This is a genomic window from Leifsonia sp. T36S-04 (genome assembly GCF_042465655.1).
In the GTDB taxonomy this organism is placed as follows: domain Bacteria; phylum Actinomycetota; class Actinomycetes; order Actinomycetales; family Microbacteriaceae; genus Leifsonia.
Window position 1 is genome coordinate 3,411,305 of sequence record NZ_CP146286.1, and the last position, 24,528, is coordinate 3,435,832.

At 71.0% G+C, this 24,528-nt stretch carries 26 protein-coding genes; 11 read left to right on the forward strand and 15 right to left on the reverse strand.

Annotated elements, in window-relative coordinates; genetic code table 11:
* Positions 1-55: 55 nt before the first annotated feature.
* The 6 genes from P3F85_RS16710 (at position 56) to P3F85_RS16735 (ending at position 5,098) form a co-directional block, all read left to right on the forward strand.
* On the forward strand, positions 56-754 hold the full coding sequence (locus P3F85_RS16710) for a TetR/AcrR family transcriptional regulator C-terminal domain-containing protein (protein WP_374008965.1): 699 nt from the start codon (positions 56-58) through the stop codon (positions 752-754).
* Between the two features lie 82 nt (positions 755-836).
* Positions 837-2,414 (forward strand): MFS transporter, encoded by a 1,578-nt coding sequence (locus tag P3F85_RS16715; RefSeq protein ID WP_374008966.1) that lies wholly within the window; start codon positions 837-839, stop codon positions 2,412-2,414.
* 2 nt (positions 2,415-2,416) lie between these two features.
* On the forward strand, positions 2,417-3,622 hold the full coding sequence (locus P3F85_RS16720; RefSeq protein WP_374008967.1) for a sensor histidine kinase: 1,206 nt from the start codon (positions 2,417-2,419) through the stop codon (positions 3,620-3,622).
* The gene (locus tag P3F85_RS16725) at positions 3,619-4,242 is read left to right on the forward strand and encodes a response regulator (RefSeq protein WP_374008968.1); all 624 of its coding nucleotides are present in this window, start codon (positions 3,619-3,621) and stop codon (positions 4,240-4,242) included. Before P3F85_RS16720 ends, P3F85_RS16725 begins: the two co-directional genes overlap by 4 nt.
* A 21-nt stretch (positions 4,243-4,263) precedes the next feature.
* Positions 4,264-4,893, forward strand: a complete 630-nt coding sequence (locus P3F85_RS16730) for a TMEM175 family protein (protein ID WP_374008969.1) — start codon at positions 4,264-4,266, stop codon at positions 4,891-4,893.
* Between the two features lie 16 nt (positions 4,894-4,909).
* Positions 4,910-5,098 carry a hypothetical protein gene (locus P3F85_RS16735; RefSeq protein WP_374008970.1) on the forward strand — a complete coding sequence of 63 codons (189 nt, stop codon included), beginning with the start codon at positions 4,910-4,912 and terminating at the stop codon, positions 5,096-5,098.
* A gap of 26 nt (positions 5,099-5,124) precedes the next feature.
* Here P3F85_RS16735 and P3F85_RS16740 read toward each other — a convergent pair whose 3' ends face one another.
* Positions 5,125-5,349, reverse strand: coding sequence for a hypothetical protein (locus P3F85_RS16740; RefSeq protein WP_374008971.1), 225 nt, complete (start codon positions 5,347-5,349; stop codon positions 5,125-5,127).
* 113 nt (positions 5,350-5,462) lie between these two features.
* Between P3F85_RS16740 and P3F85_RS16745 the strand changes: the two genes are divergently transcribed.
* The 3 genes from P3F85_RS16745 (at position 5,463) to P3F85_RS16755 (ending at position 9,055) form a co-directional block, all read left to right on the forward strand.
* Positions 5,463-8,354 carry a hypothetical protein gene (locus tag P3F85_RS16745; protein ID WP_374008972.1) on the forward strand — a complete coding sequence of 964 codons (2,892 nt, stop codon included), beginning with the start codon at positions 5,463-5,465 and terminating at the stop codon, positions 8,352-8,354.
* A gap of 154 nt (positions 8,355-8,508) precedes the next feature.
* The gene (locus P3F85_RS16750; protein WP_374008973.1) at positions 8,509-8,721 is read left to right on the forward strand and encodes a hypothetical protein; all 213 of its coding nucleotides are present in this window, start codon (positions 8,509-8,511) and stop codon (positions 8,719-8,721) included.
* Positions 8,722-8,743: 22 nt separating this feature from the next.
* The gene (locus P3F85_RS16755; RefSeq protein ID WP_374008974.1) at positions 8,744-9,055 is read left to right on the forward strand and encodes a hypothetical protein; all 312 of its coding nucleotides are present in this window, start codon (positions 8,744-8,746) and stop codon (positions 9,053-9,055) included.
* Between the two features lie 93 nt (positions 9,056-9,148).
* Here P3F85_RS16755 and P3F85_RS16760 read toward each other — a convergent pair whose 3' ends face one another.
* The 4 genes from P3F85_RS16760 to P3F85_RS16775 form a co-directional block, all read right to left on the reverse strand.
* Positions 9,149-9,340: a hypothetical protein gene (locus tag P3F85_RS16760; RefSeq protein WP_374008975.1), complete on the reverse strand. Its 192-nt coding sequence runs from the start codon at positions 9,338-9,340 to the stop codon at positions 9,149-9,151.
* Between the two features lie 24 nt (positions 9,341-9,364).
* Positions 9,365-9,712: a hypothetical protein gene (locus tag P3F85_RS16765; protein WP_374008976.1), complete on the reverse strand. Its 348-nt coding sequence runs from the start codon at positions 9,710-9,712 to the stop codon at positions 9,365-9,367.
* Positions 9,709-10,008 carry a hypothetical protein gene (locus tag P3F85_RS16770; RefSeq protein WP_310132447.1) on the reverse strand — a complete coding sequence of 100 codons (300 nt, stop codon included), beginning with the start codon at positions 10,006-10,008 and terminating at the stop codon, positions 9,709-9,711. Before P3F85_RS16770 ends, P3F85_RS16765 begins: the two co-directional genes overlap by 4 nt.
* Before the next feature lie 86 nt (positions 10,009-10,094).
* Positions 10,095-10,763: an HAD family hydrolase gene (locus P3F85_RS16775; protein ID WP_374008977.1), complete on the reverse strand. Its 669-nt coding sequence runs from the start codon at positions 10,761-10,763 to the stop codon at positions 10,095-10,097.
* A 56-nt stretch (positions 10,764-10,819) separates the two neighbouring features.
* On the opposite strand from P3F85_RS16775, the gene P3F85_RS16780 reads away from it, so the two are divergent.
* Complete coding sequence (locus tag P3F85_RS16780; RefSeq protein ID WP_374008978.1) at positions 10,820-11,638, forward strand: SDR family oxidoreductase; 819 nt, start codon at positions 10,820-10,822, stop codon at positions 11,636-11,638.
* Between the two features lie 51 nt (positions 11,639-11,689).
* Here the strand turns inward: P3F85_RS16780 and P3F85_RS16785 are convergent, their stop codons facing one another.
* The 4 genes from P3F85_RS16785 to P3F85_RS16800 form a co-directional block, all read right to left on the reverse strand.
* Positions 11,690-12,385, reverse strand: coding sequence for a hypothetical protein (locus tag P3F85_RS16785; RefSeq protein WP_374008979.1), 696 nt, complete (start codon positions 12,383-12,385; stop codon positions 11,690-11,692).
* A gap of 25 nt (positions 12,386-12,410) precedes the next feature.
* Positions 12,411-12,659, reverse strand: coding sequence for a hypothetical protein (locus tag P3F85_RS16790; RefSeq protein ID WP_374008980.1), 249 nt, complete (start codon positions 12,657-12,659; stop codon positions 12,411-12,413).
* Positions 12,660-12,734: 75 nt separating this feature from the next.
* Positions 12,735-13,772 carry a Gfo/Idh/MocA family protein gene (locus P3F85_RS16795; protein WP_374010963.1) on the reverse strand — a complete coding sequence of 346 codons (1,038 nt, stop codon included), beginning with the start codon at positions 13,770-13,772 and terminating at the stop codon, positions 12,735-12,737.
* A 78-nt stretch (positions 13,773-13,850) separates the two neighbouring features.
* On the reverse strand, positions 13,851-14,855 hold the full coding sequence (locus P3F85_RS16800; protein ID WP_374008981.1) for a Gfo/Idh/MocA family protein: 1,005 nt from the start codon (positions 14,853-14,855) through the stop codon (positions 13,851-13,853).
* 337 nt (positions 14,856-15,192) lie between these two features.
* Between P3F85_RS16800 and P3F85_RS16805 the strand changes: the two genes are divergently transcribed.
* Positions 15,193-16,116 carry a phosphodiesterase gene (locus P3F85_RS16805; RefSeq protein WP_374008982.1) on the forward strand — a complete coding sequence of 308 codons (924 nt, stop codon included), beginning with the start codon at positions 15,193-15,195 and terminating at the stop codon, positions 16,114-16,116.
* A gap of 95 nt (positions 16,117-16,211) precedes the next feature.
* On the opposite strand, the gene P3F85_RS16810 is transcribed toward P3F85_RS16805, so the two are convergent.
* From P3F85_RS16810 to P3F85_RS16835, 6 genes are all read right to left on the reverse strand, one after another.
* Positions 16,212-17,801, reverse strand: a complete 1,590-nt coding sequence (locus tag P3F85_RS16810; protein ID WP_374008983.1) for a stealth family protein — start codon at positions 17,799-17,801, stop codon at positions 16,212-16,214.
* A 41-nt stretch (positions 17,802-17,842) separates the two neighbouring features.
* Positions 17,843-19,585: an ABC transporter ATP-binding protein gene (locus tag P3F85_RS16815; protein WP_374008984.1), complete on the reverse strand. Its 1,743-nt coding sequence runs from the start codon at positions 19,583-19,585 to the stop codon at positions 17,843-17,845.
* On the reverse strand, positions 19,566-21,584 hold the full coding sequence (locus P3F85_RS16820; protein WP_374008985.1) for an ABC transporter ATP-binding protein: 2,019 nt from the start codon (positions 21,582-21,584) through the stop codon (positions 19,566-19,568). Before P3F85_RS16820 ends, P3F85_RS16815 begins: the two co-directional genes overlap by 20 nt.
* A 71-nt stretch (positions 21,585-21,655) precedes the next feature.
* Positions 21,656-22,294: a class II aldolase/adducin family protein gene (locus P3F85_RS16825; protein WP_374008986.1), complete on the reverse strand. Its 639-nt coding sequence runs from the start codon at positions 22,292-22,294 to the stop codon at positions 21,656-21,658.
* Positions 22,291-23,598, reverse strand: coding sequence for a 3-oxo-tetronate kinase (gene otnK / locus P3F85_RS16830; RefSeq protein WP_374008987.1), 1,308 nt, complete (start codon positions 23,596-23,598; stop codon positions 22,291-22,293). Before otnK ends, P3F85_RS16825 begins: the two co-directional genes overlap by 4 nt.
* Positions 23,599-23,663: 65 nt before the next feature.
* Entirely contained in the window at positions 23,664-24,452 is a 789-nt protein-coding gene (locus P3F85_RS16835; RefSeq protein WP_374008988.1) for a DeoR/GlpR family DNA-binding transcription regulator, read from the reverse strand.
* Positions 24,453-24,528: the final 76 nt, after the last annotated feature.

Consider the following 24,528-nt stretch of genomic DNA (forward strand, 5'->3'; position numbering starts at 1 on the left):
GGAAGGTGTACGGCGTACACCTGTTGATTCCGAGGATAGGTGTACGCTGTACACCATGTCAAGAGACGAGGCGGCGCCGACTCGGCAGCCGCTCACTCCCGAGCGCATCGTCGACGAGGGAGTCGCCCTCGCCGACAGCGGCGGCCTCGACGCGCTCAGTATGCGCACCCTCGCGCAGCGCCTGGGCGTCGTCCCGATGGCCCTCTACAAGCACGTCGCGAACAAAGACCAGCTTCTCGACGGGATGGTCGACCGCGTCTGGGCCGAGGTCGAAGCGCCCTCGCCCGAACTCGGCTGGCGCGACGCGATGCGCCGCCGCTCGGTCTCGTTGCGCGACGCCCTGCTGCGCCACCGCTGGGCCGTCGGGATGATGGAGGCGCGGCTGCGGCCGGGTGTCGCGAACCTCATGCAGCACAACGCGATGATGGGCTGCCTCCGCCGCTCGGGATTCTCGTTCCGCACCACGGTGCACGTCACGTCGGTGCTCGACGCCTACGTGTACGGCTTCGCGCTGCAGGAGAAGACGCTGCCGTTCGAGACCCCCGAGGAGTCGGGGGAGGTCGCCCAGCAGAAGCTGGAGGCCACCCCGCCGGAGTTCGCGGCCGCGTTCCCGTACCTGCTCGAGGTGGTCGCGGAGCTGGGCAGCGCCGGCTACGACTACGACGCGGAGTTCGCGACCGGTCTCGACGTCATCCTCGACGGGATCGAGCAGCTGCGTCCCGGATGGGCGACCGCTGAGGCCGATCGACCGTAGCGCTGCGTCCACCGATCGGCGGACACGGGTGACGTCCACCCGCCGGTGCCGCAGTACGCGCCGCAACCGCGAGGCTGTGGGTATGAAGTCGTCAACCCTGGCCCTGACGGGCCTCATCCTCGCCGTCTCGATGACCACCATCGACCAGACGATCGTCGCGCTGTCGGCCCCGACCATCCAGCAGAACCTGGGCCTCAGCCACGACGGCATGCAGTGGGCGGTCAACGTCTACCTGCTCACCACCGCGGCGTTCTTCTTGCTCGGCGGGCGCGTCGCCGACGTCATCGGCCACAAGCGCATGGCGCTGGTCGGCATCGCCGGGTTCGGCATCACGTCCCTGCTGTGCGGTCTCGCCCCCTCCGGCGACCTGGCCGAGCCGTGGCTCGTCACCGCCCGCGCGCTGCAGGGCATCAGCGGCGCCATCATGTTCCCCGCCGCGATCGGGATCGTGGTCGAGGGCTTCGCCCGCGAGAGCCGCGGGCGCGCCATGGCGATCTTCTTCGCCATCACCGGCGCCATGACCGCCATCGGCCCCATCGCCGGCGGGTATCTCACGGTCTGGACCTGGCGCGCGATCTTCTGGGTCAACGTGCCGATCGCCGTCGCGGCCTTCTTCATCGTGGCGGTGGCGGCCCGGCCGTCGAAGCGCCGTCACGAGCGCATCGACTGGCTGGGTGCGGCGGTCGTCGCAGCGGGGATGGGGCTGGTCGTCTTCAGCCTCCAGCAGGCGAGCCCCTGGGGATGGAGCAGCCCCGCGGTCATCGCGTCCCTCCTCCTCGGCGCGGCGCTCCTCGTGCTGTTCGTGGTGCTGCAGCGGCGCATCCGTCAGCCGTTGATCCGCATCGCGGCCTTCCGCGACCGGGGCTTCGCGCTCTCGACCGTCGCGACACTGTTCGCCTCCATCGCCTTCATCAGCATGTTCTTCTTCCTCAGCGTGTACGGGCAGGTCTCCCTGCAGCTGTCCGCTGCCGAGACCGGCCTGCTGTTCCTCAAGTTCTTCATCGGGTTCGTGGTCGCCAGCCGCATCGGCTCCGTGCGCTTCGACAAGCACGGCGCGCGGATGGTTGTGCTGGTCGGCGGTGTGGTCGGCGCGATCGGCTTCGGCTGGCTCGCCACCTCGGCAACGGACCTGTCGATCCACGCGGACGCCTTCTTCAACCCGCAGACGTGGCCGATCGTCGTCGCCGGTGCGGGCATCGGTCTCATGTTCAGCCCGGTCTCCACCGACGCCGTCAACCGCGCGATCGGCGCGAGCTACGGCGAGGTCAGTGCGATCTCGCAGACCATGAAGAACTTCGGCGGCGCCCTCGGCCTCGCCGTGTTCACCACGATCGTGACGTCCCGGCTGACCGACCTGCTCACCGCTTCGTTCGCGAAGTTCGGCGGCTCGGCGGCGGATGCGCAGGATGCGGTGGCCCGGATCAGCGGGGCCTCTGGAAGCAGCGACGGGATCGCCAACGTCCCGGCGGCGATCCAGGAGCAGATCATGCACGTGGTCCGCGCCGATTACGCGGGCGCCGTGCAGTGGGCGTTCTGGGGCATGGCCGCCGCCATGGCGGTCGTCGCGGTGGTGGGGGTCTTCTACCCGGCGGGCCGCACCTCGCTCCCCGAGGCGGTCGAGCCGAACGCCGAGCCGACGGCCGACCGGGCTACAGTCTGATCGTGGCAGAGCGCGTGGACGACCGCTGGTTCGGGGACTGGATCGGGTACTCCGCCGCCGCCACCTTCGCGTCGGTGGTCCTCATCCTGGCGAACCCCGTCAGCGGTTACCCGCGCACGGTCACCTCCGCCGCCCTCGTGCTCGCGCTCTTCCCGGTCTACTGGTTCCTCGCGCGGCCGAGCCGCGCCGGGATCCGGGGCGACACCTGGCGCGCCTGGCTGTATGTCGGGATTGCCACCGCCGTCTACTTCGTCGCTTACGGACTGAACACCTGGGCGAACATCGCGCTCTTCATCCTGTCGCCGCAGTTCTTCCTCGTGCTGTCCGCCGTTCCGGCCGCGGTGGCGATCGTCGCGATCAACGTCGGCGGTGTGGCGGTGCGCTGGTTCGTGGGCGACCTGGCGCCGGGAGATATCGCAGGGACGCTCGGTCTGACGGTGCTCATCATCGCCGTCTCCATCTACTTCAGCAACCGGATCACGGCCGTCACCAAGCAGAGCCGGGAGCGCGGGCTGCTGATCGACCGACTCCGCGAGCAGCAGCGCGAGATCGCGGAGCTCTCGGAGCAGCAGGGCGCCGCGGCCGAGCGCGAGCGGATCGCCCGCGAGATGCACGACACGCTCGCGCAGGGCTTCACGAGCATCGTCACCCTCGGCCATGCGGTCCAGGGCGAGTTGGATACGGACCCCGCAACGGCGCGCCGCCACGTCGAGCTGATGACCGAGACCGCGCAGGAGAACCTTCAGGAGTCGCGCCGCATCATCGCCGCCCTCACCCCAGGACGGCTGGAGGAGTCCACCCTGGAGCAGGCACTGGGTCGCGTCGCCGGACGGTTCGAGGAGGAGACCGGCGTTCCGGTGGCCTTCGCGGTCACCGGCGAACCGCATCCCGCACCACCGGCCGTCGAGGTCGTCGCCCTGCGGGTGTTCCAGGAGGCGTTGGCCAACGTCCGCAAGCACGCCGGGGCCGGATCGGTGCAGGTCGTGCTGGGCTACCCCGCGGGCGCTGTCACCCTCGACGTCCGCGACGACGGGAACGGCTTCGACGCCTCCGCGCCCCGCGAGGGCTACGGCCTCGACGGGATGCAGGCCCGCGTGCGCGAGGTCGGCGGTACGTTCGAGCTGACGACGGCTCCAGGCGAGGGGACGCGGCTCCGCGCGATGCTGCCCGCGCCGGCCCCCGCCGCGTCCGATCAGGTGACCGCATGATCCGCATCCTCCTGGCCGACGACCATCCCGTCGTGCGCGAGGGCATCCGCGGGATGCTGCACGGTTACGACGACATCGAGGTGGTCGGGCAGGCGGGCAGCGGGCCGGAGGCGGTCGCGCTGGTCGGAGAGCTGCACCCCGACCTCGTGCTCATGGACCTGCGCATGCCGGGTGGCGACGGCGTCGAGGCGACCCGCGCGATCGTGGCCGCCCATCCCGCCACCCGCGTCGTCGTCCTCACGACGTACGAGACGGACCAGGACATCCTGCGTGCCATCGAGGCCGGGGCGAGCGGCTACCTGCTGAAGGACATCGCCCCGGCGGAGCTGGCCCGGTCGGTGCGCTCGGCCGCGGCCGGCCAGACCGTGCTCGCGACGTCGGCGGCCACCGCGCTGCTCGGTCGAGTGCAGGGTAGGCAAGCCGCCCCGGCGCTGTCGGCACAGGAGATCAACGTGCTCCGCCTGGCCGCGGACGGCCTCACGAACGCCGCCATCGGATCGCAGCTGTTCATCGGGGAGGCGACCGTCAAGACCTACCTCAGCCGGGCGTATGAGAAGCTCGGCGTCTCGGACCGGACCTCGGCGGTCCGCCGCGCCCTCGAATTCGGCCTGCTGGACTGACCCGTACGGCAGAATGACGGCATGGCGGCGATCAGGACGGAGCGCGGGCTCGACCGGCTCGTCAACTTCTCGGATGCGACGGTCGCGATCGCGATCACGCTGCTGATCCTGCCGCTCGTGGATGCCGCCGGGCACATGGGCCGGTCGTCGTTCAGCGAGTTCGTCGACGCGAACTTCTGGGAGATCTTCGCCTTCGTGGTCTCGTTCGCCGTCATCGCGCGGTTCTGGGTCGTCCACCACCACATCTTCGAGACCGTCCGCGACTACAACCAGGGGATCGTGTGGTTCAACTTCCTCTGGCTGCTCGCGATCGTCGCCATCCCGTTCACCGCGAACGTGCTGTCGGTGAGCAGAGGAGAACGTCCCGAGGTGTACGCGCTCTACATCGGCGACATGCTGGTGGCCACGGTCGCGACGCGGCTGATCGGCGGAGTGCTGTACCGATACCCCGACCTGATGACGGTGGAGGCACGTGCGGACATCGACAAGACGCGTGGCATCGCCGAGGTGATCATCATGACCCTGGCGCTCGTCCTGGCCGTCGTGGTGCCCGCGGTCAACCTGTGGTGGCTGTTCCTGCTGTTCCTGTCCAGCCCGGTCCACGCCCTGCTGCACCGCCTGGCGTACGGCTCTTCACAGACCGCAGGCTGAGGGCTAGCGTCGGGGCATGCGACCCAAGACTCTTCTCATCCTGGTGCTCCTCGCCGCCGCGTACCTCCTCGGCGCCCGCGCCGGCCGTGAGCGCTACGAGCAGCTCACCGCCTCCCTCACGTCGTTCTGGAACTCGCCGGACGTGAAGAAGGCGCGCAAGAAGGCGAAGGCTCAGGCGGAGAAGGCGCGCAAGCGCTACGCCTGACCCCGGGCGGCCTGACGACGACGGGCCTACGGCTCGTCGTAGTCGCCCTCGGTGTACTCGCCGTCGGGGGCGTCGACCGGCTCTTCCACGTCCGTGTAGGAGCCTTCGACCACTTCTTCCGGGCCGACGCCGTCGGTCTCGGTGTACTGACCGTGGACTGTGCGCTCGTGCGGCGCCTCACCGTCGACCTCGGTGTAGCTGCCCTCGAGGTTCTCGCGTACGTCGCCGATCGGCTGCTCTGGGTTGCTCATAACAGGGACAGTACGCCGTGCGGCCCGCGACTGCTACAGGTGGATGCGCCATGTGGCCGACGTCGGAGCGGCCGGAGTAGTCTGCGGCCGTCGAACGGACGATCGGCGGACGCATGAGCGACGAGGCATCGGGGGGCCAGTGGCCCCATCGCGTGCTGGAGCTGCGCATCCACGGCATCAAGAACACGCCGCCGACCGAGATGCTCGGCCGTGACCAGAGCGAGCTGCGACAGACGCAGGGCGATGAGAACGGCGGCTTCTGGTGGGCGCCGAAGCAGGATGAGACCGAGCGCGATCCGGATGAGGCCCCCGGCGCCGTCGACCCGGCCGTTCCACCCGCCGGGGTGCGCACCGAGGCGTACTCGTGGGGGCGTCTCGCGCGCTTCGGCTCGGGCCCGCTGCTCTTCATCGGGCAGCTCTTCGTGCAACTGGCGTGGCTGCTGCTTGCGCCGTTCGGCCTGGCGAACGCGGCATACTGGACGCGCCGCATCCCGACCCAGCGTCCCGGTGGCGAGTGGAACGCCGGAGTCGGCGGCGCATCGCTCCGGATCTTCGCGCTCGGCCTGACCCTGTTGTACGTGTGTGCGCTCGGCTCCGTGAGTCTGGACCTCGGCATCCAGTGCGTGAGCGGCACTGCCTGCACCGCGCTCCCCGGCTGGTTCACCGGGTTCTTCGGCACGGCGCCGCTCAGCTGGCGCGGGCCGCAGCTGGCGGTCCTGTCGCTGGTGCCGGTCGCCGGCGTCCTGCTGCTGTTCCTGGTGTCGCGCAGGGCGCGGGCGCGGTACGAGGCCGCCATCTTCGACGCAGCGAGCCGGATGGGGGGCCGCGGTGTCACGCGCACCGGCAAGGTGCGCCCGCTCGCCTCGGAGGGCTTCTGGCGCACAGCGCGGGTCGGCTCGCCCACCGAGCGGCTGCACCTGGCCGCAGCCTTCCTCCTGGTCGCCCTGCTGCTCGCCTGGGATCGGATGTTCTCCGGTGCCGAAGCGTGCGCGAAGCTGCAGACGTTCGTCTCGACGGAGTGCCTCGGTGCGGCCGCGCGGACCGGTGACCTCCCGATCCTGATCGGAGGGATCGTCGCTGCGGCCGGGCTGGTGGTCGCCATCGCGCTCGTGGGGGCTCTCGCAGAGACGACCAACCCCGGGCAGGTCGCGGTGGACGAGTACCTCCGCGACCGCCTCCGCCGCACGGGAGTGATCACGGCGTGGGTCCTGGTGGCCGCTGTCGTCGTCTATCTCTTCGTCGGCGCCTCCCTCTGGACCGGCGGACAGTACGAGGTGTCGGGGACCGGAGCGTTCCTCGGGCTGGCGACGGCGCCCTCCATCATCCTGGGGGTGCTGCTCGCGATCTGCATCTCCGCGCTGGGGTGGCGGCGCGGAGTGCCGCACACGCTATCCATCGTCCTCATGGCCGGGGCGGGGCTGGCGTTCCTGGCGGCCGTCGCCCAGAACCCCGCGACGCAGGACGGCGATCCGGGCCCGCTGCGGTCGCCTCTCTTCATCGCCGCCGCCGTCCTCACGCTGGCGCAGCTGTTCGCGGTCTGGTGGTGGCCGAGATCCCGCAGGAGCCGTCGCGACGGGCCGCCGGAGCGCTTCCGTGCCGAAGGATGGGCGGGGATGGGACCCGGCGTCCTCATGCTGCTCTCGCTCGGTGCGGCGATGATCCTGTCGACGCTCCTGGTGCTGGGCGTGCAGGGCTGGATGGTGAGCGGCTCGTCCCCGTGCGGGTGCGCCGCGCCGCCCCACGGCGTGCTCCGTCCGCCGATCGTCTACCACAACTTCGGCGACGTCCTCCCGTTCATCGCTTTAGCCCTCGCGCTCGTCGTGGCGGCCCTGGCTCTCTCGCTCCTCCGGTGGATGCCGCTCCTCACCACCCCGCGGACCCGCGATGGCCGCCGGCCCCTGCTGGAACAGGTGGATGCGTACCGCGACGGTCGCATCGCCGCCAGCACCACCGCGGACCGGCTGGCGCTGAAGATCCTGCGGGCGCGACGGCTGGCCGCGCTGATGCATCGCGGGGAGCCGGTCTTCGGCATCCTGGCCGCTCTTCTCGCCGTCGGTTTCGTCGTGGCGCTCGCCGTCTCGTACTCGGCGCCCTTCCGGGCGATCGATGCGCTGGTCGGACCGGCGCTCACCGTCATCGCGGCGGCGATCCTCGCGGTCATCGTCGAGAACGCCCTTACCGCGACGGAGCGGCCCATCAGCGTGCTGTGGGACCTGATGTGCTTCCTCCCGCGCGCCGGGCACCCGTTCGGACCGCCCTGCTACGCCGAGCGGGTCGTCCCGGAGCTGCGCGACCGCGTCACCGACTGGCTCACCCACGACCTGCAGCCGCCGGAGGGGCTCGACCTCGAGGAGCGCCAGCGGTGGCTCGACGAACAGCAGGCGCAGGCCCTTGCGGAGCCGCGGCCGTTCAGCGTAGTGCTCTCGGCACACAGCCTCGGCGCAGTGCTCGCCGTCTCCACGCTGTTCACCCTCCGGCCGGCCGACTCCGCGCGGCTCCGGAACGTCGGCCTGCTGACGTACGGCGCGCAGCTGCGGGTGTACTTCGGGCGGTTCTTCCCCGAGCTGTTCGGCCCGGATGCGCTCGGCACCCTCGGCTCACGGCGTCCGCTGCTTGCCAAAGGCGACCCGTGGTTCACGCAGGTCGAGCTCGATCAGGACGGCGACCCCGTCGTCGTGGGCCGGTCGGACGCCGACGACCCGTCGCTGGTCGAAATGCTCACCCAGCCCGACGGCTCCGTCGCCTGGATCAACCTCTGGCGGCGCACCGACTACCTCGGATTCCCGATCAACAGCTATCGGTTGGACGACCGCCGGTCCGACGACCTCGATCGCGGGGCGGACGAGTTCGGGCCGCCGCGCTACCTGGTGAAGGTGGCGACGCATCCCGACTACCAGTCCGCGCCGCAGTACCGCGTCGCCCTTCTCGACATCGTTCAGCGGCTCCAGCGCTCGGCGCCGGAGTCGCCGCCAGCCTCGCCTCCGGACTCGGCCCCGGCACCGTAGTCGACGACTGCTGCGCGTCGTCACGAGTGCGCATGCGCGCGCAGCCGCGCACGTTACAAAAGACCGCACTCGTGTCCGGCACGGTCACTACCCCGGCCGGAGTGCAGAAGCGAGCCCCTAGGAGCGACCGCCCGGGCGGCGTTTCGTGGATCCCATGACCGATTCGCGCAACGAACAAGAGCCGGTCACCGGCCACGACCCCACCAACGGCCTCGCCGGCGACCTCGAAGGGGACGACGGCGGCGCCGTCGAGCCCACCGCGGACAAGAGCGTGATCCAGGAGGTCATCCCCGACCTCGATGACGCCCGCGACGACGGCGAGGACGCCGATTCCGCGACCTCGTACAGCGAAGAGGGCAAGCCGTAAGGCACCCGGTAAGGAGCGAAGCATGAGCGACACCAGCGGACTGCCGAACACGGACGCCGAAGGCGTTCCCGCGGAAGACCAGCCGGAGCGATTCGAGGGCGGGAACGACGCGCAGTCGAGCGAACCCGCCGAGACGGAGCAGGGTCAGGGCGAGCAGTCCGGCACCGGCGACGTGTCCGAGCCGCACGAGACCGGCATCGCACCGGAGGGCGCCGAGGATGTGACGCCCGCGGACAACGGCGGCGACCAGGCCGAACCCCCACCTGCCGACTTCGACCCCGCCGACCAGCCGTCGAATCCCGACCTCGTAGGCCACAGCGAACCACCGGACTGATCCATGCGCCACCGGCCACGCGCCGGTACCGAACGGCCCCGTCCCCTCATCCCAGGGGCGGGGCTGTTTTTTATGTCGTGGACGAGACGGGGTTCACCGCGGACGCCCGGCGAGCCACCCGACGCCGGCCGCGAGACCGACGACGCACATCCCTGCCCCGACACCGAGAACGGGGACGCCTCCGCCGGTGCGCGGCACCAGCAGTCCGACGACGACGAGGAGCGCGCCGACGTTCAGCAGCACGGCGGCGACCCAGCCGAGCGCCGTGCGGAGCGTGGCGTTCATTCCGGACAGCGTAGCCGGGCGCGGCTACTCCCCGTCGATGAGGTCGAGCAGCCTCTTCGCTTCGCGCGCAATGTCGTCGTGGTCGTTCTGCGCGGCGCGGCTCTCCAGCGAGATGACGGCGCAGCGGTGAACCGTGCTGAAGTCGCCGTAGGGGAAGCTGAAGCGCCCCTTCGTCTCTTCGCTCTTGTCCGGATCCTCGCCGAGGTGCCAGAGGGCGTAGTCGTCCCACCCGTTCTTCTCGACGAAGCGGTTCTCGTCGTCCGCGCTCGGCGCGTCCTCGCTCCAGGCGTCCCGCTCGTCGCGCACGACCTTGCCCTGCTCGACGAGCTTCCTGGCGTGCTCCAGCGCCTTCCTGTTCAGGTGGATGCTCATGCCTCGCCCTGGTTGCCTGTCGCGGCGGTCTCGGCATCCAGCGACTCGTTGATCAACGACGCCACGAGCATCCGCCAGTCCGAGCCTTCGTGCAGGGTCTCCGCGTAGCCGGGCGGGACCGCACCGAAGACCGGCTCGTGCTCCTCGCCCTCCACGGCGACGCGGACCAGCGTGCCGAGTTCCGCATGCGACTCGTCCAGCACGACCCACACCCCCGGAGACTTCTTCTCCACGTGGAAGATGCGGTCGCGGTACGGGTACCGAACACTGGACATCTCGAGCTCGCTCGCCGACATGGCACTCCTCTCCCTGGGCCGTCGTCCCTATGGAACGCCGCGCGCGCCGGCTTGGCAAGAGCCTTCTTCCCGGGTGAGCGCACCGGTCAGGCGGAGCGGCGCCCGGTGAGCACCCCGTCGATCCGGGCAAGAAGGTCGGCGGGATCGTCGAACACCGACACCGCGCCCGCCTCCAGCAGTTCCGACGGCCCCACCCCGCCGGAGAGCAACCCCGCGGCGCGGACGTGGGCACGCGACGCGGCCATCATGTCCCAGATGGAGTCGCCGATGAACAGGGCATCCGAGGGGGACGCGTCGGCGCGCTGCAGGGCGACCTCGATCAGGCCCGGCTCGGGTTTGGCGGTCTCCACGTCGTCGGCGTTGGTGGTGGCGTGGATGGCGTCGTCGGCATCCAGCGTCTCCATCAGCACTTTCAGCTCGTCCTCGGGCGCGGAGGTCGCGAGCACCACACGCAGTCCGCGCGAGGAGAGCTCGCGCAGCAGGTCGGCGGCGTGCTCGAACGCCCGCAGCCGGCCGGACTGCTCGCGGTAGTACTGCGAGTGCAGGTCCTTGGCGCGCTGAATCCACTCCTCGTCCCGCTCGCCGACCAACGCCTCCAGCAGCCGTGCAGAGTCCCGTCCGATCGACCGGTGGATGCGCCACGAGTCCACGGGTGCGCCCATGTCGGCGAACGAGCGGCTCCACGCGTCGACGTGCAGGAAGTTGGAGTCGACGAGCGTGCCGTCGACGTCGAAGAGCACAGCTGAGAGGGTCATGCCTACACGACTACCACCCCTTGCGTGCCGGCGGGATGGGGTGCACCGTTCCGGGCATGGCCGATCACATGTATCCGGAACTCACCGACCCCCGCACCGCCATCGTCACCGGCTCCGACTCCGGTATCGGCCGCGCCACCGCGGTCGCACTCGCGCAGGCGGGGATGGATGTCGGAATCACCTGGCACTCGGACGAGGAGGGGGCAGAGGAGACCGCGCGCCTGGTCCGCGAGGCAGGCCGTCGCGCCGTCGTCGCGCAGCTCGACACGACCGACGCGCCGGCGTGCGGCGATGTCGTGGACCGGATGGCCGACGAGCTGGGCGGCTGCGATGTCTTCGTGAACAATGCGGGTCTCAACGGCGGCACCCCGTTCTTCGAGACGGACTGGGAGACCTGGCGCACGACCGTCTGCGCCGACCTCGACGGCGCCTTCGTGTGCATCCAGCGCATGGCGAGGCGGATGGTGGATGCGGGACGCGGTGGACGCATCATCGGCGTCACCAGCGTGCACGAGCACCAGCCGCGCGTCGGCTCGGCGGCCTACGACGCGGCGAAGCACGGTCTCGGCGGCCTGCTCAAGACGCTCGCCCTCGAGCTCGGCGAGTTCGGCATCACCTCGAACGCGGTCGCGCCCGGAGAGATCTCGACGCCGATGAACGACGCGGAGGACGAGGACCCGCGCGAGGTCCACCGCCCCGGCATCCCGCTCGGACGACCCGGCGACGCCCGTGAGATCGCAGCGGTCATCGCGTTCCTCGCGTCGCCCGCGGCCTCCTACGTCACCGGCGCGTCGTGGGCGGTCGACGGCGGGATGCTGCAGATGGGCCCGCAGGCGGGCTCGCACCTCACGTCGGACGACTGGCGCCGGCTCTGACCCGCCGGGTCGGCACTCGGCGGGTCGGCATCCGCCGGGTCCGCACCAGGCCTAGCCGATCAGCGACACCGCCCGCGCGATCACGAGCGCGAGCAGCGCGAATCCCGCGAACGACTCCAGCGACATCAGCAGCTTCGCCCGGTGCCGCAGCGGCATGGTGTCGGTGGGGCTGAACGCCATGGAGTTCGACAGCGAGAAGTAGAAGTAGTCGATGTAGCTCGGCACCCAGTCCGACGTCCGGCTGGAACCGCGGGAGACCTCCTCCACCGCATCGTGGTCCTCATCCTGCGGGAACCGGAAGTCCGCCAGCTCGAGATTCGGGCGCGGGACCGTGGCGCGCGCGATCGGGCCGCCGCGGTCCAGCACCCAGAACACGAGAGCGAACGCGATGACGTTCGTCAGCCACACCTGGAGCGAGGCCAGCAGCAGTTCCGAGCCGTTGCCGTGCTTGTTCAGCAGCCGGATGATCGTCTCGGCGAAGGCGATCTGGTTGGCCACCAGGATGACCAGCGCCAGGGCGATCTCCGCCCGCCGCGACCACGCCGACTCCCGGGTCAGCCGGTGCGGGTTGTAGGCGACGAGCGCCACGATCATCAGCAGGCACACGCCCACGACCGCATAGCGCTCGATCACGGGCACGACGCTCGGGAGGAACGCGTACGCGGCGAGCGCTACGACGGTGGCGATCACGGCGGGCCAGCGGTGCTCGGGTTTGGCTCGGCGCGCAGGCTTATCGGTCTCGGTCACACCGGGAACAGTACAGCGCGGCCTCTCAGTTGAAGATCGCCCACTCCGAGCGGTCGAGTCTGGCCCGGTTGCCGTTGACTACGAGGTACCACGAGGTCTCGTCGCGGTGCAGGTACTCCGCCAGGATCGTCGTGTACTTCCACTCGCCGGACACCAGCGACCAGCGGATCAGCGAGATGAGCTGGCCCTGGCGCAGGTACGGAACCGCGACGAAGTCGTCTTGTCGATGGGGCTCCGGTACCGTCTGGCGGGCCCCCGTCCGCTGCGTGCTCATGCTGCACTTTAACTCCGGCGCGGGGGCGCTGGATATACCCCGTTTTCTGCAAGCTGGGAAGACTCCCCTCGGGTGTCATTTCCCCGATTCGGACGACACCAGCTCCCCGATGGTCCGTACCGGCGCGATCGACTTCTGCTCCGCCGATTCGTACGCGGCCAGGATGATACCGAGGACTTCGATCCCCTCCTTCTGCGTGTGGAGCGGTCGCGTCCCGTCCAGGATGCTGCGCGCGAAGTGGGCGATCTCCTCGCCGAACTCGTGCACAGGCTCGAGCTCGTAGACCGTCGCGCTGTCCGCGCCCCGGGCGCGCACGGTCAGGGAGGTTCCGTCGCTGGTCAGGCTCCCGAGCTCGCCGACCGCCGAGAACTTCTCGGTGCCGTCCGCCGGCTGGTACGCCCAGCTGGTGACGAGGCTGCCGATGACGCCGTTGTCGAAGCGGACGAGCACCTGCGCCGAGTCCTCGCCCTCCATGAAGGAGAGACGGTGGGTGGCGAGCAGCGCGGTGACTTCGACCGGGGAGCCGCCGGCCAGGTGGAGCAGCAGGTAAGTGGGGTGGTAGCCGGTGTCGATGAGTTCTCCGCCGCCGCTCGTGGAGGCGTGCGCACGCCATCCCATGTTCGACGGATCGAAGTCGTTGAAGAAGCTGTCGGTCGTGCGGACCTCGTAGACCCGGCCGAGCTCGCCGGATTCGATCAGTTCCTTCGCCTTGGCGACGGCGGGCAGGAACAGCTGGTTGTGCGCGCACATCAGGGTGACCCCGGCGGCGGTGACCGCGGCATCCACCTCGGCGGCCTCCTCGGGGGTGAGGCAGAGCGGCTTCTCGCACAGGATGTGCTTCCCGGCGGCCGCGGCGGCGATGATCGCGTCCTTGTGCAGGTGATGGGGGAGGCAGATGTCGACGGCGTCGATGTCTGCCTCGGCGAGCATGATCCGGTAGTCGCTGTAGATCGCGGCGCCGCTGTCGCCGGCGCGGCGCTCCGCCGACTCGCGCACCGGGTCGGCGACGGCCGCGAAGGTGACCGTTCCGGGGTTGCGCAGGTAGCCGGCGACGTGCGCTCCGGCGATGCCGCCGGCCCCGATGAGGCCGACGCGGACGGTGGCAGTGGGCATGGTGGTGCTGGGCATGGTGAAGGGCTCCTTCAGAGAAAGTGGATGACGTGCTCGCGCACGAGGGGGAGAAGCGGGGGATCAGCCCACGCGGGCCGGGGTGAGGTCGACGACACGACCGGCGGCGGCCGACTCGTTCGCGGCGACCACCATCCGGGTCAGGGCGACGGCGTGACGCAGGTTGTCCTCGGCGGTGGTGGAGTCGTGGATGTGCTGCACCCACTGTGCGAAGGCTCCGGGCCTGCTGGCGGGGAGGGGGAGCTCCTGCCATTCGTCGCCGAATTCTCCGCCCTTCGCGAGCAGGCGCTCGCCGCCGAAGCCGAACGTGACGGAGGCGCGGGTGCCCCGAAGCTCGATCGTGAAGGCGCCGGGCGTTGTGACGACGCTGGCCTCGAAGACTCCGAGACGACCGCCGGGGAACGTGGCGGTCACGACCGCGTTGTCCTCGACCGCGCGTCCCGTCACGCTTCCGTAGCTCGCCTGGATGCTCTGCGGCTCGGCGCGATGGAACAGCCGGGTCAGGTAGGCGGGGTGGCAGCCCAGATCGGTGAGCGCGCCGCCGATCGCCGCATCCGGATCGCCGAAGCGCTCGGGCAGCCAGCCGGCGACCCAGCCGTCGTGCGCCAGACGCACGCGCGAGTAGGTGAGTTCGCCGAGCGTCCCCTCGTCGAGGATGCGCTCGATGGCCACCGTGTAGTCGTCGGACAGCCGGGGAAGCGAGACGACGAGGGCGACCCCCGCCTGCTCGGCCAGGTCGACCAGTTCCTGCGCCTCCACGACGGTGGGGGCCAGGACCTTCTCCGTGAAGACGTGCTTGCCGGCCGCGAGGGCGCGGCCGATCACGTCGCGGTGCTGATCGGTGGCCGTTGTGACCGTCACCGCGTCGAGCGTGGGACGGGACAGCAGCTCGTCGAGGTCGGCGACGAACTCCACGCCGAACTCGTGGGCGGCCGCTCGGCCGCGCTCCTCGTCGTCGTCCCAGACGGCGACGAGGGTGGTGTCGGGGTGCTGCTGGACGTTGCGAGCGTAGTCGCCCGCGTGAACGTGCCAGAAGCCGATCGCAGCAACGGTGAGGGGATGGGACATGCCTGTGAAGGCCTCCTTGCCATGGGATTCGGTGCGCGAACCCCGAAAGCGTACCTTCTGCTCCGGAGCAGTCGAAAGCCCATTCTGCGGAATTTCTGGAATCGATCCCAGATTGGCATGCGTGTGCTCTCCGCCGTCGAGTGGTGAGTCGCGGTCGGAATCCTCCGCGAGTGGTGACCGGATGTCGCAGCTCGCGGAGGACGGGCGCTTCGGCACATGCTGCATCGCCAGGAAGGGGGTCGCGGGGTGAGGATGACCGCATGCAGACGCAAGAAGTTGCAGGCGGCACACCGCGCGCGTTCACGGCCCGTTCAGTTCCAGGTGATGTGATAGCCCCGTGAAGACGCGTATCGCGGAGTACCCGCGGCCGGACCACTACCTCCTGCACATCAGCGACACGCACCTGCTGGCGGGGGGTGAAAGGCTCTACGGCTCCGTCGACAGCGAGCAGCATCTCCGTGCGCTGCTGCAGGAAGTCGAGGCGTCCGGAGGGCGGCCGGAGGCGATCGTCTTCACCGGCGACCTTGCAGACCGCGGCCAGCCCGACGCATACGCCCGGCTGCGGGCACTGGTCGACCCCGCGGCGGAGCGGATGGGCGCCCGCGTGATCTGGGTCATGGGCAACCACGACGACCGGGCCTCGTTCCGGCAGGGTCTCCGCGACGAACTCGGTGACGTATCGCCGATCGACGACGTGTACTGGCTCGGCGGGATGCGCGTGATCGTGCTCGACTCGACGGTGCCGGGTCACCACTACGGCGATGTCAGCGAGTCTCAGCTGGACTGGCTGGCGGCCGAGCTGGCGATGCCGGCGCCGGAGGGCACCATCCTCGCGATGCACCACCCGCCCATCCCGAGCGTGCTCGACCTCGCCGTCTCGGTGGAGCTGCGGGACCAGTCGCAGCTGCGTGAGGTGCTCGAGGGCAGCGACGTGCGGAGCATCCTCGCCGGGCACCTGCACTACTCGTCGACGGCGACGTTCGCGGGCATTCCGGTCTCGGTCGCGTCGGCGAGCTGCTACACCCAGGACCTCAACGTGCCCGTCGGCGGGACGCGCGGGCGCGACGGCGCCGTGTCCTTCAACCTGGTCCACGTCTACCCGAACACCGTGCTGCACTCGGTGGTGCCGCTCGGTCACTACCCGACGCTGGACTACGTGGATGCGGAGGAGTCGGCCCGCCGCCTCGCGGCCGACGGCATCCGCATCCCCCCGGCGCCGCGTCGCGAGCTTCCCACCGAGCCCATCAGCATCCTCGCCTGACCCGTACGCAGCCGCCGAGCACAGGAAAAGTGCGGGGCACGTCGGCGTGTCGAGAACACTTTTCCTGTGCTCGGCGGCTTGCGGCTCGGGATGGGTTAGGCGGGGCGCTCCCAGGGGGCGGGGAAGGGGAAGTAGCGCTCGAGGAAGTCGGTGACGATCCGCGTGCGCTCGGCCGGCTCGATCTCGGGCTTCGAGCCGTCATTGAGGCAGAACATGTCCTGGTCCCGCTTCTTCAGCAGCCGCCGCATCATCTCGGGCGCCTGGCGCAGCGTCGTCTCGATGTACAGCACCTTCGCCTGCGTCTGCGTGACCGCGCGTCCCGTCATCAGCGCGTAGTAGTGGTACAGGGAGTTCGTCACCGAGATATCCGTCGCCGACCGGAACGGGCTGGCCGCGGTGCGCCGGAAGTCCTCCGCGAACTCCCGCTCCATCTCCCGCAGCACGCTGATGCGCAGGGGTGCCGCGCAGTGCTCCAGGTGCCGTGTCGTCACGGCGCCGAACCGCTCCCAGAGCAGCCGCCGGTTCACCCGCGCGGCGTTCTCGAAGCCGCTGCGCGCCGGATCCGTCTCGCCGAGGCCGATCCGCGTCCCGGCCTCGACGAACTTGGTCACTCCGCCCGGCGAGAAGAAGATGTCCGGCGACAGCGGCCGGCCGATGAACATGTCGTCGTTGGAGTACAGGAAGTGCTCCGACAGGCCCGGGATGTGGTGCAGCTGGCTCTCGACGGCGTGCGAGTTGTGGGTGGGCAGGCTCGAGGTGTCCGGGAAGAAGTCCTCGCTCCGCATGATGTGGATGCGCGGATGCTCGGCATCCAGCCACGGCGGCACCGGCGAGTCCGTCGCGATGTAGATGTTGCGGATCCACGGGGCGAACATGTGGATGCTGCGCATCGCGTACTTGAGTTCGTCGATCTGCCGGTAGCGCGCCTCGTTGTCGTCGCCCTCGCCGACCACGTAGGTCGACATCCGGGCGGCCCGCTGCCGCTGGTACTCGGCGTCGGAACCGTCGACCCAGGAGAAGACGATGTCGATGTCGAATGCGACGTCGCTGGCGAGCGGGTCGAACATGTGCTGAAGCGTCCGCCACCGCCGCCCGTACAGCTCCACCTCGGCCTCGACGGCCTCGCTGCGCGGGAGGCGCGGCCGCATCAGTGCGTTCTCGCGCGGAGCCGTGATCTCGTCGTCGCCGAACCTCCAGAATTCGAGCTGGAAGGCGGTCTCTGCGCCGTAGCGCAACCGGCCGATCGGCTCCAGGCGCGGGCGGTACACGCGGAAGATGTCGGCCTTTCGGCGGGAGAAGGCTGCGTCGGCGATGAGGAGGTCGTCGCCGTCGGCATCCCCGTCCGCGTCGATGCTGCGCGCGTAGAAGGGTTCGTCGGCGAACGCGGCGGCGAGGACGCGCCGGACCTCCTTGCGGGTGCGACGGTCGAGCGCGACGATGAGCCGGTTGTCGTCGTCGCGGACGAGCAGGAACTCCAGTCCGGCCTCCTCGAGGGCGTCGCGCACGGCGAGGAGGTCTTCGATCATCGACTCCCGCGGCGTGAAGGGGCCGGAGACGAGCGTGTACAGGCCTTTGCGCAGTACGACGTCGTCACGAGTGATCCGGCGCACGCCGATGCCGAGGTCGCTGGTGACGACGACGGGCTCGGGCTGGTCGGAGAGGGATGCGGGAGGGAGCTGTGCCATACATGCTTTACTCTAGGCCGCTCCGGGGGAGTCGTCGTCGCTCAGCGGGTGCCGCCGTGCCACGACGCCCACAGCTCGGCGTACGCGCCGCCCGCGGCGACCAGTTCGTCGTGGCTGCCGAGCTCGTCGATGTGACCGTCGCGCACCACGACGATGCGGTCCGCATCGTGGGCCGTGTGCAGCCGGTGCGCGATCGCCACGACCGTGCGGCCCTCCAGCACCCGGTTCATCGCGCGCTCGAGGTCGCGCGCGGCCGTCGGGTCGAGCAGGGAGGTGGCCTCGTCGAGGATGAGCGTGTGCGGGTCGAGGAGTACGAGCCGCGCCAGCGCCAGCTGCTGCGCCTGGGCGGGCGTGAGGACGACGCCTCCCGAACCGACGACCGTGTCCAGGCCCTTCGGCATCGCGGCCACCCAGCGCAGCGCATCCACCACCCGAAGGGCACGGGCGAGTTCGTCGCGTCCGGCGCCGGGTCTCGCCAGGGAGAGGTTGTCGGCGATGGTGCCGACGAAGACGTGGTGCTCCTGGGTGACGAGGGCGACGTGGCTGCGGAGGTCGTCGAGCGGTAGGTCGACCAGTCGCACGCCGCCCACGGTGATGCGCCCGCCCGACGGCTCGGCGATGCCGGCCATGAGCCGTCCGAGGGTCGACTTGCCCGATCCCGAGGGGCCGACGACGGCGAGACGCTCGCCCACGGCGAGGTCCAGGCTCACCCCGTGCAGCACCTCCGTGCCTTCGCGGTACGAGAAGCGGACGTCTTCCGCGACGACGTGCTCGTCCGCCGGCTGCTCGCCGGTCGGGTGGCGGTCGTCCGGCACGTCGGCGACACCGATGATGCGGGAGAGGGCCGTGGTCCCGACCTGGATCTCGTCGAGCCAGCTGATCAGCTCGTCGACGGGCGAGACCAGCTGCATCGCGTAGAGCGCGACGGCCGTGACGGCGCCGATTCCGGCGACGCCCGCGCCCACCAGGTAGGCGCCCCACGCGAGCACCACGATGACCGGCAGGAGGAACGCGATGTCGGTGCTCGGAAAGAACCACGACCGCAGCCATAGCGTGTACCACTCCGAGTCGCGGCGCTCTCGCAGCGCGGCGTCGATCTTGCTCCGCTGCGCGGGTGCCAGGCTGAGCGCCTCGATGGTGCGCACGCCGTCCACCGTCTCGCTGATGGTGCCGCCGAGGGTGGCGTACGAGGCGAGCTGGCGCTGGTAGCCGGGGCCGGAACGCTTCAGGTACCACCGGGCGGCGACGACCAGGATGGGGACGCCCGCGAACATCGCGACGGCCACCGCGGGGTTCACCACGAACGCGGCGACGACCGTGAGAACCGCGGTGACGCTGGCGACGAGGATGCGCGGCACACCGAAGCGGACGGTCTGCGCGACCGATTGGATGTCGTTGGTGCTGCGCGCGAGCAGGTCCCCCGTCCCGGCAGCTTCGACCGTGGAGAGCGGGAGGCGCGCGACGGTCGCGAGGAACTCCTCCCGCAGCTGGGCGAAGACGCCCTCGCCGAGCACCATCGACTGGCGCTGCGCGAACCGGATCAGCACCGCCTGACACACGATGGCGCCCAGCAGCACGAGGGCGATGGTGTCGATGCCGCCCGAGTCGAGAGTGTGCCCGGTGATGCCGCCGATGATCAGGCCGATGAGGGCCGGACCGGCGAGGCCGGCGACGGCGGCGAGGGTGTGCAGCGCGAGCACGACCGAGAGGCCCCCGCGGTGCTGGTGGATCAGCCTCGCTCCGGTCTTCCGGACGGTCGCCGTGCTAGCGATCGGAAGCAGCATCGCCTGTCCCCTTCGTTCGCGTGGTCTTCGACCGCTTCTTCTTCGTCTTCTTCGACTTCTTCGTGTCGTCGTCGGCGTGGGGCCGCTGGGCGGAGACCGGGTGCGTCGCCGTCCACAGCGCGTCGATGGATCCGGTCCAGGCCGCGTCGAGCTGCTCGCCTTCCGCGGGTTCCGCGGCGCTGATCGTGCGCGAGACGATGGCGCGGTAGAGATCGCCGAGATCGTCTTCCTGGCGGAGCAGCGATTGGTGGGTTCCGGTGCCGACGACGCGGCCCTTCCGGACCACCGCGACGGTGTCCATCCGGTCGAGCAGCAGTGGGCTGGCCGTGACGACGACGGTCGTGCGGCCGTCCCGGGCCTCCCGCAGGCGCTCGGCGATCTGTGACTCGGTGTGGGCGTCCACGGCGCTGGTCGGCTCGATCAGCACGAGGACCTCCGCGTCGGTGAGCAGGGCGCGAGCGAGGCTGAGCCGCTGACGCTGGCCGCCGGAGAAGGTGCGGCCGCGCTCGGCGACGCTTTCGTGCACGCCCGCGGGGAGCGCATCCACCGTCTCCGTCGCGGCGGCGGTGTCGAGGGCGGCCGAGACCCGGCGCAGGCGGCCCGTCGAGGTGTCGTCCTCCGTCCAGCGGCCCGACTGCCGGTCGCGGATCGGGAGGGTGTCGAGCCCGTCGAGCAGGGGCCCGCCGAAGAGGTGCGGGTTGGCGTCGTTGACGACGATGCGCTCGCGTACCTCCCGCACGGGCACCTGGGTATGGTCGACACCGCCCCAGAGCACGGGTGCCTCCTGGTGGACGGTGTCGTCGAACCGTCCCAGCCGCGTCGCGATGCCGGCGGCTTCATCGGGATCGGCGTCGACGATCGCCGTGAAGCGGCCCGGCTGGATGACGACACCGGACGCGAGGTCTTCGATGGCCGACCCCCACGCGGGCGCGTCCGCGGTGGCGGCTGCGTCGCGCGCGGCGGGGCGTGTGCGCAGCACCGACAGCACGCGGCGTGCGGACACGACGCCCGCGGTGAACGTCTGCGCGGCTTCGACGGCCGTCCGCAGCGGCAGCACCAGGAAGGTGGCGTACCCGTAGAAGGCGGTCAGCTGGCCGGGGGTGATCGCGCCGTCAAGGGCGAGGTGCGCCCCGAACCACACGATGACGACGAGGAAGGCACCGGGCAGCAGCACCTGCAGCCCGTCCAGCCAGCTCTGCGTCTTCGCGACGCCCACACCGGCGGCGCGGACGCGCTGCGACTGCGCCGCGTACCGCTCGACGAACTCGTGCTCGCCGCCGATGCCGCGCAGCACCCGCAAGCCCACGACCGTGTCGGCGCCCAGCGTCGTGAGGCCGCCGGCCTCCTCCCGCCACACCGCCTGGCGGGTGCGCAACGGGCGCAGGAGCAGCGCCAGCACGAGCCCGACGGCCGGGACCCCGATGACGACCGTGAGCCCGAGCGGGAGGGAGGCGCTCAGCATGATGACCGACACGGCGATGAAGGCGACCACGCCGCCGCCGAGCCGGGCGGTGACGTCGAACATGGCGCCGAGGCGCAGCGAGTCGGTGCTGACGGTCGCGACGATCTCGCCGGAGGACGTCGTGGCCGTGATGGCCGGACCCGTCTCGGCCGAGTGGTACCCGATCAGCCGGGCGATGCCGAGCGACGAGCGCAACCAGTTGGACACGGCCATCCGGTGGCGCAGCATCCCCGTCACCGCCTGCACGACGGCGACGGCGAGAAGTGCCGCGCACCAGCCCCACAGCCCCGCGGAATCGCCCGACACGCCCTCGTCGACCGCGCGGCCGAGCAGGTACGGCCAGGCGGCTTGGCAGAGCATCCACACGACACCGAACAGCACGCCGGCGGTGAGCGTGGCGGGCTGCCGCGCGGCCTGCCAGAGCAGGAAGCGCGGGACCGACGAGAGGTGGGCCTCGGAGGGGCGCGCGCCGGGGATGCCGCCGCCGCGCGACGCACGGGCGGAGGGCGAGGGACGGGCAGCGCGGACGCTGGGCACGGAGGACTCCTGTTGGATCGAGCGGGGGAGTGAGGGGATGAGTGGACGAGAGGCGTAGGAGCGGCGCGCGCTCAGCGCCCCGGCGGTGTGAGGGCGGCGATCGCTGCAGCATCCAGAGCGACAGCCGGTGCTTGCCTGAGCAGCAGCGTCAGCTGGGCCGCCGTCTCCAGCTCCTCCGCGAGGTCGATGGCTGCGTCGAGCGTGGCCGCCGCGACAACGGACCCGTGATTCGCGAGGAGAAGGGCCGGATGGCCGGACGCAGCAGCGGCGACGCCGACGGCCAGGTCTTCGCTGCCGGGGGCGGCATACGGGACCAGGGGGATGTCGCCCAGGCGCATCACCCGGTACGGCGTCAGCGGCGGAAGCTGCGCGAAGCCGCTTTCGGTCGGGGGCAGGCAGGCGATGGCGGTCGCGTACGGCGAGTGGAGGTGGACCACCGCGGTGGCGTCGGGATGCGCCGCGTACATGGCGGCATGCAGCGGCAGTTCCTTGGTCGGCCGGGCCGCGCCCTCCTGGTCGGCCGGGGTCGCTGCCAACTGGTCCTCGGTGACGGCCCGCAGCGAGGAGCCGGTGGGAGTGGCGATGATGCGCGCGCCGACGCGGACGCTCACGTTCCCCGAGCTGCCGGGCGACAGCCCCGCCGCCGAGAGGTGCCGGCAGGCGCGCACGATCGCCGCACGCGCCTCCGCCTCGGTGGGGATGTGCGTCACGGTGCCACCTCCCACGCGTCGCGGAACAGGGTGGGGCCGCCGAAGTTGCCGGACTTCAGGAGGACGGCGACCGTGCGGCCGCCGTCGCCGTCGGCGTCGCTCTCGCCGCTGCGCCCGGTGGTCGCCACGGCCCACGGCACCCCGGGGGCAGCTTGCGCGCCGATCCGCAGCCGGCTGATGCCGAGGCGCCCGGTGACCGCACCCGAGGTCTCGCCGCCGGCGACGAGCAGGTGGCTGTAGCCGAGCTCGTGCACGGCGAACGCGGCGAGGTCGGCGAGGGCCTCCTCCAGGAGCCGGGCCGCCCGCTCGGCGCCGAGTCCGCGCTGGGCGGCGGCCACGTCGGCCGAGGCGTGCACCAGAACCGGCGTTCGGTGGTCGTCGCGGGCGGCGAGCGCATCCCGCAACCGCCCGAGAGCCCCGTCGTCGCGTGCCAGTTCCAGCGGGTCCAGGAGGTGGCGCTCGCCGCCGAAGGCCGCCACCTGACCCCGCGTCGCGGCGGACGCGCTCCCGGCCAGGATGAGACGGCCGGTGACGGGGACCGCCGGGAGCGCTGCCGCCTCGCGACGCGGGGCGTCCGGCCCGTCCGCGCGAGTCGCGACCCGTGCCAGCGCCGTGGCAAGACCGGCGCCGCCGCCCGCGACCATTGACCCGTCTTCCGAGAGCCGCAGCACGGCCTCCGCGATCACGTCGAGGTCGTCCTCGGTCAGCGCATCCACGAGGGTGTGACCGTCCTGCACGGCCGTCGGCACCGCCTCCGGCCCGCGCCGCACGTCCTCCCACCGGATCAGGCCGACCGGCTCGCGCGTCTGCGGAGACAGCAGCCGGGTCAGGTCCGAGTCGCGCATCGGGGTGAGCGGGTGGTCGCGCATCGGGGACTCCGCCAGCGGCACGCCGTCGACGAAGAGGGTCCCCTGGTACTGCCTGCGTCCCGCCTCCGGGGTGGCCGGAGTGCCGATGGTCGCGGTTGCGCCCGCGACGGCCGCCAGGGCGTCTGCGATCGGGCCGATGTTTCCGCTCGGGGTCGAATCGAACGTCGAGCAGTACTTCTGGTACAGCTGGGTCGCTCCGGTGGCGGCGAGGAACCGGGCCGCGGCAGCGGACTCGGCGACCGCCCGTTCGACCGGCGCTGTGCGAACCGTGAGGGCGACGACCGCGCATCCCGGGCCGTCGGTGGGGAACGGCGGCGCGGCCGTGTGGGTGGCAGGCGTTCCGAGCAGCACGCTCGCGGGGAGTCCCGCCGCGGCGACACGGCCGGCCAGGTCGCACGCGCCCGTGACGTCGTCGGCGACGGCGCCGAGCCGCATCGGCCGACCCTGCATCACGGGAGACCCTGCATCACGAGAGACCCTGCATCACGAGAGACCCTGCATCACGAGATCCGGGCGTGTTCGCCCACGACCACGACCGTCGCTCCGGCCGCCCGCAGCGCCTGCAGGTCCTCCGGGTCGGCGCCCGCATCGGTGAGGATCACATCCACCAGGTCCAGGCCGCCCACCCGGATCGGCGCCCGCGCGCCCAGCTTGGAGTGGTCCACCAGGAGGATCGTCGTGCGGGCGGCGCGGGCGAGCTCCTGCTTCAACTCGGCGTCGAGCGCGTTCGCGCACAGGATGCCGCGCGTGTCGACCGCGGTCGCCGAGAGCACGGCGACGTCGACCGAGTAGTCCGCGATGGTGCGGCGCGCCGTGGCTCCCGCGAAGCTGCGGGTCTCGTGCTGGTAGACGCCGCCGACCGCGACCAGTTCGACGTCCTGCCGCTCGATGGCGGCCTGGATGACCGGCGCGGAGTGGCTGATGATCGTGCTGCCCGGCTGCAGCATCCCGGCGAGCGGAGCGACCGTGGTACCCGCGTCGAGCGCGACCGTCGTGGCGCCGTCGAGCAGGTCGAGGCACGCCTCGGCGATGGAGTGCTTCTCGCCACTGCCGGTGACGGCCCGCTCGTCGAAGGGGCGGCCGTGCCCCAGGTTAGGGAGGCTCGCGCCGCCGACGACGCGCCGGGCGAGGCCGTCCGCTTCGAGCTGGCGGAGGTCGCGTCGGATGGTCATCTCGGAGACGCCGAGCTCCTCCGCGACGCGCGACGACGACACGTAGCCCTCGACGGAGAGCCGTCGGAGCAGCTCGTCGCGTCGGGCGGGGGCGTCGGTGTAGCGCACGGCGTCCATCCAATCGGCTTCTGCGACCGCTTGTCAACAAACGGACAAATCTTGACGAGAATGTTCAGAAGTGAACAGAATAAGG

Excerpts from the sequence above, each read along its gene's own strand:
- P3F85_RS16770 (WP_310132447.1), bottom strand. The coding sequence starts at position 10,008 with ATGTCGGCGAGCGAGCTCGAGATGTCCAGTGTTCGGTACCCGTACCGC.
- P3F85_RS16745 (WP_374008972.1), top strand. The coding sequence starts at position 5,463 with ATGAGCGACGAGGCATCGGGGGGCCAGTGGCCCCATCGCGTGCTGGAG.
- P3F85_RS16715 (WP_374008966.1), top strand. The coding sequence starts at position 837 with ATGAAGTCGTCAACCCTGGCCCTGACGGGCCTCATCCTCGCCGTCTCG.
- P3F85_RS16790 (WP_374008980.1), bottom strand. The coding sequence starts at position 12,659 with ATGAGCACGCAGCGGACGGGGGCCCGCCAGACGGTACCGGAGCCCCAT.
- P3F85_RS16780 (WP_374008978.1), top strand. The coding sequence starts at position 10,820 with ATGGCCGATCACATGTATCCGGAACTCACCGACCCCCGCACCGCCATC.
- P3F85_RS16730 (WP_374008969.1), top strand. The coding sequence starts at position 4,264 with ATGGCGGCGATCAGGACGGAGCGCGGGCTCGACCGGCTCGTCAACTTC.
- otnK (WP_374008987.1), bottom strand. The coding sequence starts at position 23,598 with ATGCGGCTCGGCGCCGTCGCCGACGACGTCACGGGCGCGTGCGACCTG.
- P3F85_RS16760 (WP_374008975.1), bottom strand. The coding sequence starts at position 9,340 with ATGAACGCCACGCTCCGCACGGCGCTCGGCTGGGTCGCCGCCGTGCTG.
- P3F85_RS16765 (WP_374008976.1), bottom strand. The coding sequence starts at position 9,712 with ATGAGCATCCACCTGAACAGGAAGGCGCTGGAGCACGCCAGGAAGCTC.
- P3F85_RS16735 (WP_374008970.1), top strand. The coding sequence starts at position 4,910 with ATGCGACCCAAGACTCTTCTCATCCTGGTGCTCCTCGCCGCCGCGTAC.
- P3F85_RS16810 (WP_374008983.1), bottom strand. The coding sequence starts at position 17,801 with ATGGCACAGCTCCCTCCCGCATCCCTCTCCGACCAGCCCGAGCCCGTC.
- P3F85_RS16815 (WP_374008984.1), bottom strand. The coding sequence starts at position 19,585 with ATGCTGCTTCCGATCGCTAGCACGGCGACCGTCCGGAAGACCGGAGCG.
- P3F85_RS16800 (WP_374008981.1), bottom strand. The coding sequence starts at position 14,855 with ATGTCCCATCCCCTCACCGTTGCTGCGATCGGCTTCTGGCACGTTCAC.
- P3F85_RS16750 (WP_374008973.1), top strand. The coding sequence starts at position 8,509 with ATGACCGATTCGCGCAACGAACAAGAGCCGGTCACCGGCCACGACCCC.
- P3F85_RS16740 (WP_374008971.1), bottom strand. The coding sequence starts at position 5,349 with ATGAGCAACCCAGAGCAGCCGATCGGCGACGTACGCGAGAACCTCGAG.
- P3F85_RS16835 (WP_374008988.1), bottom strand. The coding sequence starts at position 24,452 with ATGGACGCCGTGCGCTACACCGACGCCCCCGCCCGACGCGACGAGCTG.
- P3F85_RS16755 (WP_374008974.1), top strand. The coding sequence starts at position 8,744 with ATGAGCGACACCAGCGGACTGCCGAACACGGACGCCGAAGGCGTTCCC.
- P3F85_RS16710 (WP_374008965.1), top strand. The coding sequence starts at position 56 with ATGTCAAGAGACGAGGCGGCGCCGACTCGGCAGCCGCTCACTCCCGAG.
- P3F85_RS16795 (WP_374010963.1), bottom strand. The coding sequence starts at position 13,772 with ATGCCCACTGCCACCGTCCGCGTCGGCCTCATCGGGGCCGGCGGCATC.
- P3F85_RS16775 (WP_374008977.1), bottom strand. The coding sequence starts at position 10,763 with ATGACCCTCTCAGCTGTGCTCTTCGACGTCGACGGCACGCTCGTCGAC.
- P3F85_RS16725 (WP_374008968.1), top strand. The coding sequence starts at position 3,619 with ATGATCCGCATCCTCCTGGCCGACGACCATCCCGTCGTGCGCGAGGGC.